Origin of the sequence: Micromonospora sp., from assembly GCF_048594385.1 — a bacterium.
GTDB lineage: Bacteria > Actinomycetota > Actinomycetes > Mycobacteriales > Micromonosporaceae > Micromonospora > Micromonospora wenchangensis.
In genome coordinates this window covers 1-11,967 of sequence record NZ_JBMDWU010000252.1, presented here as the reverse complement: position 1 = coordinate 11,967, position 11,967 = coordinate 1, and the positions used below count along the sequence as shown (strand labels likewise).

Genomic DNA, 11,967 nt, shown 5'->3' with positions numbered 1-11,967 from the left:
CCTCCCCAGGTTCCCCCCGCCGCCCGTCGGTGGCCGGACCCCCGGCCCGCATCGGCCGGAAACCCCACCCGCCTCCAGTCAACCCGGCCACGCACAGAATTTTCAAGAGCTGCCCGGCCCATCGAAAGAAAAGTCCACAACCGCATTTCCCGGGTACGACGAAGGGCACGGCCGCTGCGGCCGTGCCCTTCGTGGCGGTCTCACCCGGAGCGGGTCACTCCCCCGGTGTCGACTTGGCGATCTGCATCAGGAACTCGATGTTGGTGCGGGACTGCTTGAGCCGGTCGAGCAGCAGGTCCAGCGCCGCCTGCGAGTCCAGCGAGTGCAGCACCTTGCGGAGCTTGTGGATGATGGCCAGCTCCTCCGGCGCGAGCAGGATCTCCTCCTTGCGGGTGCCCGAGGCGCTGACGTCCACGGCCGGGAAGGTGCGCTTGTCGGCGATCTTCCGGTCGAGCTTCAACTCCGCGTTGCCGGTGCCCTTGAACTCCTCGAAGATGACCGTGTCCGCCATCGAGCCGGTCTCCACCAGCGCGGTGGCGAGGATGGTCAGCGAGCCACCGTTCTCGATGTTGCGGGCCGCACCCAGGAACCGCTTCGGCGGGTAGAGCGCCGTCGAGTCGATACCACCGGACATGATCCGGCCGGAGGCCGGCGCCGCCAGGTTGTACGACCGGCCGAGCCGGGTCACCGAGTCGAGCAGCACGACCACGTCGTGCCCCAGCTCGACCAGGCGCTTGGCCCGCTCGATCGCCAACTCGGCGACCGTGGTGTGGTCCTGCGGCGGACGGTCGAACGTGGCCGCGATGACCTCGCCCTTCACCGACCGCTGCATGTCGGTGACCTCTTCGGGCCGCTCGTCGACCAGCACCACCATCAGGTGGCACTCCGGGTTGTTGTGCGTGATCGCGTTCGCGATCGCCTGGAGCACCATGGTCTTACCGGCCTTGGGCGGCGACACGATCAGCGCCCGCTGCCCCTTGCCCAACGGCATCACCAGGTCGATCACCCGGGTGGTCAGGATGTGCGGCTCGGTCTCCAGCCGCAACCGCTCCTGCGGGTAAAGCGGGGTGAGCTTGTAGAACTCGGGACGACGGCGGGCCTCGTCCGGCTCCATGCCGTTGATGGTGTCCAGCCGCACCAGCGGGTTGTACTTGTCCCGCCGCTGGTCGCCGCTGGCGCTGTTGTCCCGGGCGGCCCGGACGGCACCGGTGATCGCGTCGCCCCGGCGCAGGCCGTACTTCTTGATCTGCGACATGGAGACGTAGACGTCGTTCGGGCCGGCCAGGTAGCCGGTGGTCCGTACGAAGGCGTAGTTGTCGAGCACGTCGATGATGCCGGCCACCGGAACCAGGACCTCGTCGTCGCCGACCTGCGGCTCCCGGCCACCGCCGGTGTCGTTGCCGCCCTCGGCCCGGTCGCCCCGGCCCCGCCGACGGTCCCGGAACCGGCTGCGCCGGCCCCGCCGGCCACCGTTGTCGTCGTCGTCGGAGTCGTCCCGGTTGTCGCGGTTGTCGCGCTGACCGCGCTCGCCCGAGCGGTCGCCCCGGTCGTTGCGGTCGGCCCGCTCACCCCGGTCGTTGCGGTCGGCCCGGTCGTTACGGTCCGTCCGCTCCGCCCGGTCGTTACCGGCCCGGTCGGCCCGCTCACCCCGGTCGTTGCCCGCCCGCTCCGCCCGGTCGTTACCGGCCCGGTCGGCGCGCTCGCCCCGGTCGGCGCGCTCGGCCCGGTCGTTGCGGCCGGCCCGGTCGTTGTCCGTCCGCTCGGCCCGGTCGTTACCGGCCCGCTCGGCCCGGTCACCGCCGGTCCGCTCGTTGGCGGCCCGCTCGGTCCCGGTCCGCTCGCCACGGTCCCGGCCGGTACGACCCTCGGCCCGCTCGGGACGCTCGGCGGCCTCGGCCGGCGGCTCCTCGGTGCGGGGCTCGACGGCCCGTGCCTCGGCGGCCGGCCGCGACTCGGCGGTGCTGGCCCGGCTGCGCCGGGTCCGGGTCCGGGTCTCGGGCTCGGTGGTGGCGGCAGGGGTGGCCGGCACCGGCTCCGCGGCACGCTCCGGGGTCACCTCGGCGTGCACCTCCTCCCGGACGGGAGCGGCCGCAGCCGCCACCTCGGCCCGCGGTCGAGGGGTGCCGGTCGCGGCGCCGCCCTGCTGCCGCTCGGAGATCGCGCTGATCAGCTCGCCCTTGCGCATGCGAGCAGTCCCGGAGATGCCGAGCGACGCGGCCAGGCTCTGCAGCTCCGGCAGCAGCATCGCCGACAGACCGGTACCGCTGCGCCGACGGCGGGCGGGGGCGGCGGTGGTGGCATCGCCAGCGACGTTGGAAACATCCGACGTCACGTCGGTGGTGTCGCTCAATGGATTCCTTCCCTCGATAGGCCGGGACTGCCCGGGATCGACAAGCAAGGTGGCCGGGCGGCCTCGGTGCACCCGCCTCGCATGACGCGTCGCGGGAGTCTGTGGCACAGCAGCCGGGCGGTTTCCCAACTCACCAACGTCGGTGAGCAGGTCTCGCCGTCTGCGGCGACCTGCGGAAACTGCGGTGCGGCGTGGGCCTTGGCAGGGGTGACGGGCTGACCGCCGAGAGCTTCGGGGTGCGCCGACCCGCAGAGAGATCGCGTGCTTCGCGGCTGTGCTGAGTCTAGAGCGTAATCAACTCTTCCGACCTGCGGCAACAGGGTCCCGCTCGGCGTGTCCAAGTCTACCCTGTGCGAGCGTCGCTCCGCGCGCCTCTACCGGCAACCGCCAGACTTCCCATTCTGTTCCCGGGTCGAACCCGTCGGGCGGCGCGGTGAACGCCAGCACCGTCGGGCCCGCCCCACTGACCACGGCCGCCACACCGGCCGCACGCAACTCGCTGACCAGGGCGGCGGTCGTTGGCATCCCCGCCGCGCGGTAGTCCTGGTGCAGCCGGTCGACCGTCGCCGGCAGCAGCAGCTCCGGAGCGGCGGTCAACGCGTGCACCAGCAACGCCGACCGGCCCGCGTTCAACGCCGCGTCCCCGTGCGGCACCGTCGCCGGCAACGCCGCCCGCGCGGTGGCCGTCAGCCCCCGCACGGCCGGCACGAAGACGGTGGGCGAGACCCCGGCCGCCACCGGCAGCGAAACCGCCCGGCCACCGGTCGGCTCCGTCCAGGCGACGGTGAACCCGCCGAGCAGGCACGGCGCGACATTGTCCGGATGCCCCTCGATCTCGGCGGCCAGCCGCAGCACCGCGGCGTCGTCGAGCCGCTGCGCGCCGTCGGTGACCAGCCCCCGGGCCAGCAGCACCCCCGCCACGATCGCCGCCGAGGAGGAACCCAGGCCCCGGGCCTGCGGAATCCGGTTCACGCACTCCAGGGCCAGCCCCGGCGGCTGCGCGCCGAGCAGGTCGAAGGCCGCCCGCATGGCCACGACCACCAGGTGCCGGTCGTCCGGCGGCAGGTCGCCGGCACCCTCGCCGGTCACCGCCACCCGGACGCCGTCCGGGGTCACCTCGGCGGCCACGTCGTCGTGCAGGGCGAGGGCGAGCCCGAGGGCGTCGAACCCGGGGCCCAGGTTGGCGCTGGTCGCGGGCACCCGCACCCGCACCGGCCCGGAGGTGAAAGTCGTCGGCACGGGATCATGCTAGGGCCCGGGACCGACGGGGACCGCCTCGCCCGGACGGTGGAACTGGATCAGCTCGGCTAGCCTGACGCCGATCCATCGACCGGTCGGGAGGCGACGTGGCAATGCTCGGTTACCGGCTCACCCAGGTGCTGGGGCACCTGCCCATCCTGCTGACCCTGCTCACCGTCCTGGTGCTCGCCGCCACCGCCGGCCGCCGGCTGCCCGGCCGGTCCCGGTCGTTCCTGCTCGCCGGAGCCGTCGTCCTGCTGCTGCTGGAACTGCTCACCACCGCCTGGGTCGCGGCCCTGCCGGACCTGATCCGCTCCGGCGGGATCCGCCAGTACCAGTTGTGGAGCCTCGCCGTCAGCGCGGTCGGCTGGATCGGCTACCCGATCGGCCTGGGCCTCATCGTCGCCGCCGTCTTCGTCGGCCGCCGCGCCGCGCCCCCGGCCCCCGCGCCCGGTCAGCCGTGGGGCACCTGGACGCCGCCGGCCGGTGGCCCCCCGACCGGGCACCCCGGTGGCCCGCCGCCCGGCTACGCCGCCGGTCAGGCCGTGGAGCACCCGGGTCGGGGCGCGTGGGGCGGGAGCGACCACCCGCCGGCCGTCCCGCCGCAGGCCGACCCCCCGCCGGCCGCTCCGCCGCAGGGCGACCGCGCCGACTGAGCCGCCCCGCCCACCGTCGTCAGCGGGCGGTCAGCGGGTCGCCTCCAGTAGCCGGGTCGGTGAGCGAGAGCCGGCGGGTGGCGATCCGCCAGCCCACCGCGTACACGACGGTGACCAGGCCGCAGCCGGCCAGCACCACCCGCTCGTCGACCAGGTCGACCACGCCGGCCACCACCAGCTGGCTGACCGAGATCGCCAGGGTCGCCAGCATCATGTCGGTGGCGAACACCCGGCCGCGCAGCCGGTCGGGCACCTCGCCCTGCAGGGCGAAGTTCGACAGCACCCAGTTGCTGCCGCCGCCGAAGTGCGCCACGAAGACCAGCAGCAGCACCAGCGGGAACCAGCTCGCCACCGCCGCGCCCAGGTAGGCCAGCCCGTACAGCGACATCGACAGGGCCAGGCCGGGCAGCAGCCAGGCCCGGTTGGTCAGCACCCGGCTCATCAGGATCGGCCCCACCAGCGCCCCCGCCCCGCGCGCCGCGAACAGCAGACCGGTGCCGACCGGCCCCGCCCCGTACACGGCGGCCAGCAGGGGGAAGACGGTCAGCACGCCGTTGCCCAGCCCCACCGCCGACTTCACCGTCACCAGCGCCAGCACCCGGGGCCGGTGCCGGATGTGGCCCAACGCCTCGCGGATCGCCGTCCAGGTGCGCGGCGTCGACCGGTCGGCCTCCCGGGCGGCCTGCAACGGCCGGCGGATCAGCGCCGCCAGGCCCGCCGCCGCCACCAGGCCGACCACCCCCACCCAGAAGCAGGCGTACGGCCCGACGGCCGCGGTCAGCACGCCACCGAGGGACGCCCCGACCACGGTCATCGTCCCCCAGGCGGAGCCGGCGACGGCGTTGCCGACGGCCAGGTCGGCCGGATCGAGCACGTTGGGCAGGGCGGCCTGCGCGGCCGGGGAGTAGAACGCCTTGCCGACCGCCACCGCCGTGATCGCCACCATGGCCAGCCAGGCCGTCCCGGCGTCGCGGACACCGAGCAGCAGCAGCACGCCGAGCAGCGTCACGCCGTTCGCGGCCATCATGACCTTCCGGCGGTCGAACCGGTCGGCGATGGTCCCGGTGTACGGCAGCAGCAGCGCCAGCACCCCGGTGTCCAGCGCCAGCACCAGGGCGCCCCACACCCCGCTGCCGGTCAGCTCCGGCAGCAGCACCAGCAGCGGCACCATGACGAACCAGTCGGCACCGAAGACCACCAGCTCGGCGAGAAAGAGATTGCGGAAGTCCCGGTTGCGGGCGAGGACGGAGAGCGGAGAGGACACGTGCCCGGACCCTACCCCCCGGTTCGGGAGCCGGTCGGGTGGGCCAGCAGCTCGGAGACCGTGACGAAGGTGTAGCCCCGGGCCCGCAGGCCGATGATCATCGTGTCCAGCCCGCGCAGCGCCACCTGACGGTTCTCCGGGCCCGCGTCGTGGGCGAGCAGGATGGTGCCCGGCACCACGTCGGACACGATCCGCCGGGCGTGCCCCGCCGGGTCGTCCGGGTACTCCCCCTCCACCATCTGCAACGACCACAGCACGACCCGGTAGTCGAGGCGTACGGCGGCGTGCAGCACCCCGCCGCCCAGGTGCCCGTACGGGGGGCGGAGCAGCCGGGGTGGCGTCCCGGTGACCTCGGCGATGGCCTCGTGCGACCGCCGCAGGTCGTCGTGCACGGCCTCGGCGGCCGACCGTGCCAGGTCCCGGTGCCGCCAACTGTGGTTGCCCACCTCGTGCCGGGCCAGCCGCCCCCGGATCAGCCCGGCGTGCCGGCGCACCCGCTCCCCGACCAGGAAGAAGGTCGCCGGCACCGCGTGCCTGTCCAGAGTGTCCAGGACGCTCGGCGTCCACCGCGGCAGCGGGCCGTCGTCGAAGGTCAACGCCACCAGCGGTCGCGTGGTCGGGACGTGCCAGACCACCTGGAGCCCGCCCGAGCCGACGTCCTGCCGCCGGTTGCCGACGGTGGCGCTGGCCGGGCCGCCGGACAGCGGCAGGTGCCGGTCGGCCAGCCGGGTGCCCTGGGACATGCCGGCGGCCCCCAGCGCGACACCCCCGGCCAGCAGCGCCCCACCGCCCAGCACGCGCCGCCGGTCCCACCACCTGCCGCCCGGTTCGGCCGGCTCAGCCCGATCGATGCCCATCACCCAGGGTGGATCGACGATGACCGACGGTAGAGGACCACGGGGTGACCGTACCCGGTGTTCGGCCCGCTGTCCCGGGTGCGACGCGACGCGCCCCCGGCCCGGTGACCCCGGACCGGGGGCGCGTCGTGGCACGACGGCGGCCCTCCCCCGACCCGGTCGCGGCGGGTCGGGGGTGGCCGCTACGTACGCGGCCGGGAGGGCCTACTCGCTCGGCGGCAGCGGCGACCGGCGGCTCTTGGGCAGCCGCAGCACCTCGAACTGGTCGGTGCCGTCCACCAGCGCGGCCGACGGGGCCGGCCGGGCCGGTGGTTCGCCCGACGCCTCGGCCGCCGGGGCACCCACCGGCACCGGCACCTCGGCGTCCGGCTCGGCGGGCGTCGCGGTGGAGCCGTCCCCGTCGGAGGTCCGCCCCCGCCGACCGGCCCGCCGCTCGCGCAGCGACTCCTTGGTGCGCTCCACCATCGTGTAGAGGGTCGGCACCAGGACCAGGGTGAGCAGGGTCGAGCTGAGCAGGCCACCGATCACCACCACCGCGAGCGGCTGGGAGATGAAGCCGCCCTCGCCGGTCAGCCCGAAGGCCATCGGCAGCAGCGCGAAGATCGTCGCCACCGCCGTCATCAGGATCGGCCGGAGCCGACGCCGGCCGCCCTCGACCACCGCCTCGGTGATGCCCATCCCCTGCGCCCGGTACTGGTTGATCAGATCCAGCAGCACGATCGCGTTGGTCACCACGATGCCGACCAGCATGAGCACGCCGATCAGCGCCGGCACACCCAGCGGGGTCCCGGTGACCAGCAGCAGGCCGATCGCGCCGGTCGCCGCGAACGGGATGGAGATCAGCAGGATCAGCGCCTGGGTGATGCTCCGGAACGTCGCCACCATGATCAGGAAGACGATCGCGATCGCCGCCAGCACGGCCAGGCCCAGATCACCGAAGGCGTCCTCCTGCTGGGCGCTCGCGCCACCCACGGCGATCGTCGCCCCCGGCACGTCCACGTCGTCCAACCGCTTCTTCAGCTCGGTCGTGGTCGCGCCGAGGTTGGAGCCGGTGGCCGTGCCGGTCACCGAGACGCTGCGCTCACCGTCGATCCGGGTGATCTGCTGCGGCCCCTCGCCCCGGGTGACGTCGGCGATGTCGTCCAGCTTCACCGGGCCCACCGGCAGCGCCCGCAACTGCTCCTCGGTCAGCGGCGGGGCCGCCGTCGTCCGCAGCACCACGTCCTGCTGCCCGCCGTCGAGGGTGACCCGACCCAGCGGGCTGCCCCGGTACGCCTGCGACACCAACTGCCCGACCGCCGCCTCGCTGAGCCCCACCCGGGCCGCGGCCAGCCGGTCGACGGTCACGTCGACCCGGGGCACCCGGTCGGCCAGGCTGGTGGCGACGTCCTCGACGCCGGGGGTGCCGGCCATCGCGGCCCGGACCTGGTCGGCGGCCCGGTTCAGGGTGTCGGTGTCGGCAGCCTGGACGACCACCTCCAACTGACTGCCCGAGGTGCCGCCCTGCCCGTTGTCGAAGCTCAACTCGCCGGCCCCGGCACCGAGCCGGTCGAACTCGCGGCGCAGGACCTCCTTCATCTCCTTGGCGTCGGTGTCGCCACCGAGCGCCACCGACCAGCGGGCGGTGTTGTTGCCGCCGCCGGCCAGCCACGGCTGGTCGTTGCCGCCCGCGCTCACCTGGTAGGTCTCGACCCCGTCGGTACGCGCCAGCACCCCCTCGACCAGGCGGGCGGCCTCGTCGATGGCGGCCAGCCCGGACCCGGCCGGCAGCTTCTGGCTGATGCTCAGGGTGTCCTGGCCCGAGTCGTCGAGGAAGTTGGTCTCCAGCTTCTGGGCCAGCCCGAAGGTGCCGAACAGCAGCAGGATGCCCACCGCCACGGTGATCCACCGGGTCCCACGGGTCCGGGTGGCGAACCCGATCGCCGGCAGGTACGCCCGCTGCAACGGGCTGCGCAACTCCTTGGCCTCGGCGGCCCGACGCACCGCCTCGTCCGCCCCGTCACGCGGCGGCTTGAGGAACCAGTACGCCAGCACCGGGATCACCGTCAGCGACACCAGCAACGAGGCGAGCAGGGCCACCGTCACGGTGATCGCGAACGGCGCGAAGAGCTGCCCGACGAACCCGCCCACCAGCGCGATCGGCGCGAACACCGCGACCGTGGTGAGCGTCGACGCGGTCACCGCCCCGGCCACCTCGCGGACGGCGGTGACGATCGCGTCCCGCTTGGGTTCGCCGTACTCCAGGTGGCGTTTGATGTTCTCCAACACCACGATCGAGTCGTCGACCACCCGCCCGACCGCGATGGTGAGCGCGCCCAGGGTGAGCAGGTTGAGCGAGTAGTCGCCGGCCCAGAGGGCGAGCAGCGCCACCACCACCGACAGCGGGATGGACACCGCGGTGACCAGGGTGGACCGGACCGACAGCAGGAACACCAGGATCACCACGACCGCCATCAGCAGGCCGAGCAGCCCCTCGGTGGTCAGGCTCTCGATCGACTTCTCGACGAACGGGGCCTGGTCGAACACGATGGTCAGCTCGGCGCCCGAGGCGGACCGCAGGTCGTCCAGCCGGTCCCGGATGTCGTGCGAGATCCGTACGGCGTTGCCGTCCTGCGCGGCCGTGATCTGGACCCCGATGCTCTCCTTGCCGTTGGTGCGGGTGATGGCGGTGGCCGGGGCGAGCTGCTGCTCGACGGTCGCCACGTCACCGAGCCGGACCGGGGCGGCCTTCGGGGCGGTCGGGGTGAGGGCGATGCCCCGCAACTGGTCGAGGGTGGTGACCGGGGCGCCCACCTGCACCGGCAGCGCGGTGGTGCCGTCGACGACCGCGCCGGCCGGGACGGCGACGCCGTTGGACTTCAGCGCGGTGGCGATCGCGGTCGGGCTCAGCTTGGCGGCGGCGAACTTCGCCGGGTCCGGCACGATCGTCACGACCTGCTCGCGGGTGCCGGTGACAGCGACCGTGCGGACCCCGTCGATCCCCTCCAGCTCGGGGACCACCGTGTCGCGCAGCTTGGCGGCGAGCGCCTGCTCGTCACCGCCGCCGGTGGCGGCCAGCACCACGGCCGGCAGGTCGTCGGTGCTGCCGGTGATGACCTGCGGGTCCACGTCGTCGGGCAGCTGTGCGTCGACCCGGCTCAGCGCGGTCTGCATCTTGTTGGCCACGTCGTCGACGTCGGTGCCGAAGACGAACTCCACGGCGATCGTCGCCGACCCCTCCCGCGAGGTGGAGGTGACCTTCTCCAGCCCGGGGATGCTCTGGAGGCTGTTCTCGATCGGCTCGGTCACCTGCGCCTCGACGATCTCCGGCGAGGCGCCCGGGTAGACCGCGACGACGAACGCGCCGGGGAACTCCAGCGAGGGCAGCAACTGCTGCTTGAGCGAGGGGACGGTGAACGCCCCGAACGCCGCGGTCACCACCGCGATCAGGGCGACGAGCCCCCGGTTGGCGAGGCTGGATCTGGCGAGCAGCGACATCGGCGTGGCTCACTCCTGGGAGAGGGGATGGGCGTGGGGAAAGTCTGCCCGACCCGGTATTCCCTACCCGTAACGGGGTGGTCACCCGCCGGCCGAGTCGACGGGGACGGGGACGGCACGGGGCGCCGGCACCGCCGGCCGGGTCGACGGGGACGGCACGGGGCCGGCACCGCCGCCCGGGGCGGGGTCGGGATCAGGCCAGGTCGAGCGAGCGGGCGGCGGTCAGGGCGTCGTTGGCGATGGTGATCGGGGCGGGCGCGGTGGAGATCGCCCACTCCGGGTCCTTCAGGCCGTGGCCGGTGACCGTGCAGACCACCGTCGCCCCGGCCGGCACCCGACCCTCGGCCCCCTGCTGGAGCAGACCCGCCACGCTGGCCGCGCTGCCCAGCTCGACGAAGACCCCCACCTCCCGGGCCAGCAGCCGGTACGCCGCCAGGATCTCCCGGTCGGTCACCGCGGCGATCAGGCCCTGCGAGGCGTCCCGGGCGTCGAGCGCCTTGGTCCAGCTCGCCGGGTTGCCGATCCGGATGGCGGTGGCGATCGTCGACGGCTCCGGCACCACCTGGCCGTTGACGATCGGGGCCGCCCCGGCGGCCTGGAAGCCGTACATCTTCGGGGCGCGGGTGGCGTTGCCGTCCCGCAGGTCCTCCGAGTAGCCCATCCAGTAGGCGGAGATGTTGCCGGCGTTGCCGACCGGCAGGCAGTGGATGTCGGGGGCGTCACCGAGCGCCTCGACGATCTCGAAGGCGGCCGTCTTCTGGCCGTGCAGCCGGTCCGGGTTGACCGAGTTGACCAGGGCCACCGGGAAGTCCTGGGCGAGCTTGGAGGCCAACGCCAGGCAGTCGTCGAAGTTGCCCTGCACCTGGAGCAGCTTGGCCCCGTGCACGAGCGCCTGGGCCAGCTTGCCCAGCGCGATCTTGCCCTGCGGCACCAGCACCGCGCAGGTGATCCCGGCGCGGGCCGCGTACGCGGCGGCGGAGGCGCTGGTGTTGCCGGTGGAGGCGCAGATGATCGCCTTGTCGCCGGCCTCGACGGCCTTGGAGACGGCGACGGTCATGCCGCGGTCCTTGAACGAGCCGGTCGGGTTGGCCCCCTCGACCTTGAGGTAGACGTCCGCGCCGAGCCGGGCCGAGAGCGCCGGCGCGGGCAGCAGCGGGGTGTTCCCCTCGTGCAGGGTGACCACGGGCGTGGCGTCGGTGACCGGCAGCCGGTCCCGGTACGTCTCGATCAGGCCCCGCCACATGTCGCTCTCCTCGCCTCTGCCGCCCCGGTCGTGCCGGGGCCCCTGCCAGCCTGGACCAGCCTCGTCGACCGGGCCCCGGCACACCCGTCGATAACCATCAGGCGAGACGCCCGGTCATGCCCCGCCCTCGACCCGCAGCACACTGGCCACCGACCGGACGATGTCCAGCCCGCGCAGCTCCCCCACCGTCGCGGCGAGCGCGGCGTCCGGGGCGACGTGGGTGACGATGACCAGGTCGGCGTCCTCGCCACGGCCGGCCGGGCCGCCGCCGGCCGGCCCCTGCCGGACGGTGGCGATGGACACGTCGTGCCGGGCGAACACCCCGGCCACCGCCTGGAGCACCCCCGGCCGGTCGACCACGTCGAGACTGATGTGGTAGCGGGTCAGCGCCTCGCCCATCGGCCGGACCGCCAGGTCGGCGTAGGCGGACTCGCTGGCCGCGTGGGCACCGGCGAGCCGGTTGCGGGACACCGCGACCACGTCGCCGAGGACCGCGCTGGCGGTCGGCGCGCCACCGGCCCCCCGGCCGTAGAACATCAGCTGCCCGGCCGCCTCGGCCTCGACGAAGACCGCGTTGAACGCGTCGCCGACGCTGGCCAGCGGGTGGGTCAGCGGGATCATCGCGGGGTGCACCCGGACGCTGACCGTCTCCCGGCCGGCGGCGTCGGTGCCCCGGGCGGCGATGCAGAGCAGCTTGATGGTGCAGCCCATCGCCTTGGCGCTGGCCATGTCGGCGACGGTGACCTCGGTGATGCCCTCGCGGTGCACGTCGGCGGCGGTGACCCGGGTGTGGAAGGCCAGCGACGCCAGGATGGCGGCCTTCGCGGCGGCGTCGAAGCCCTCCACGTCGGCGGTCGGGTCGGCCTCGGCATACCCCAGCT

Annotated in this window: 8 protein-coding genes; 1 reads left to right on the top strand and 7 read right to left on the bottom strand. The window is 74.0% G+C overall.

Annotated elements, in window-relative coordinates:
* Positions 1 to 214: 214 nt before the first annotated feature.
* The gene (gene rho / locus ACOJTC_RS13210; protein WP_420117072.1) at positions 215 to 2,350 is read right to left on the bottom strand and encodes a transcription termination factor Rho; all 2,136 of its coding nucleotides are present in this window, start codon (positions 2,348 to 2,350) and stop codon (positions 215 to 217) included.
* 294 nt (positions 2,351 to 2,644) lie between these two features.
* Positions 2,645 to 3,589 carry a homoserine kinase gene (gene thrB, locus ACOJTC_RS13205; RefSeq protein WP_204926919.1) on the bottom strand — a complete coding sequence of 315 codons (945 nt, stop codon included), beginning with the start codon at positions 3,587 to 3,589 and terminating at the stop codon, positions 2,645 to 2,647.
* A 107-nt stretch (positions 3,590 to 3,696) separates the two neighbouring features.
* On the opposite strand from thrB, the gene ACOJTC_RS13200 reads away from it, so the two are divergent.
* On the top strand, positions 3,697 to 4,245 hold the full coding sequence (locus ACOJTC_RS13200) for a hypothetical protein (protein ID WP_420117071.1): 549 nt from the start codon (positions 3,697 to 3,699) through the stop codon (positions 4,243 to 4,245).
* A 19-nt stretch (positions 4,246 to 4,264) separates the two neighbouring features.
* Here ACOJTC_RS13200 and ACOJTC_RS13195 read toward each other — a convergent pair whose 3' ends face one another.
* The 5 genes from ACOJTC_RS13195 to ACOJTC_RS13175 all read right to left on the bottom strand — a co-directional run.
* Complete coding sequence (locus ACOJTC_RS13195) at positions 4,265 to 5,509, bottom strand: MFS transporter (RefSeq protein WP_363656267.1); 1,245 nt, start codon at positions 5,507 to 5,509, stop codon at positions 4,265 to 4,267.
* Positions 5,510 to 5,520: 11 nt separating this feature from the next.
* Positions 5,521 to 6,366, bottom strand: coding sequence for a polysaccharide deacetylase family protein (locus tag ACOJTC_RS13190; protein ID WP_420117070.1), 846 nt, complete (start codon positions 6,364 to 6,366; stop codon positions 5,521 to 5,523).
* Between the two features lie 204 nt (positions 6,367 to 6,570).
* Positions 6,571 to 9,843: an efflux RND transporter permease subunit gene (locus tag ACOJTC_RS13185; RefSeq protein WP_420117069.1), complete on the bottom strand. Its 3,273-nt coding sequence runs from the start codon at positions 9,841 to 9,843 to the stop codon at positions 6,571 to 6,573.
* A 193-nt stretch (positions 9,844 to 10,036) separates the two neighbouring features.
* Complete coding sequence (gene thrC / locus ACOJTC_RS13180) at positions 10,037 to 11,086, bottom strand: threonine synthase (protein WP_204926914.1); 1,050 nt, start codon at positions 11,084 to 11,086, stop codon at positions 10,037 to 10,039.
* A gap of 114 nt (positions 11,087 to 11,200) precedes the next feature.
* The coding region (locus tag ACOJTC_RS13175; RefSeq protein WP_420117068.1) for a homoserine dehydrogenase at positions 11,201 to 11,967 on the bottom strand (767 nt) is incomplete at its 5' end.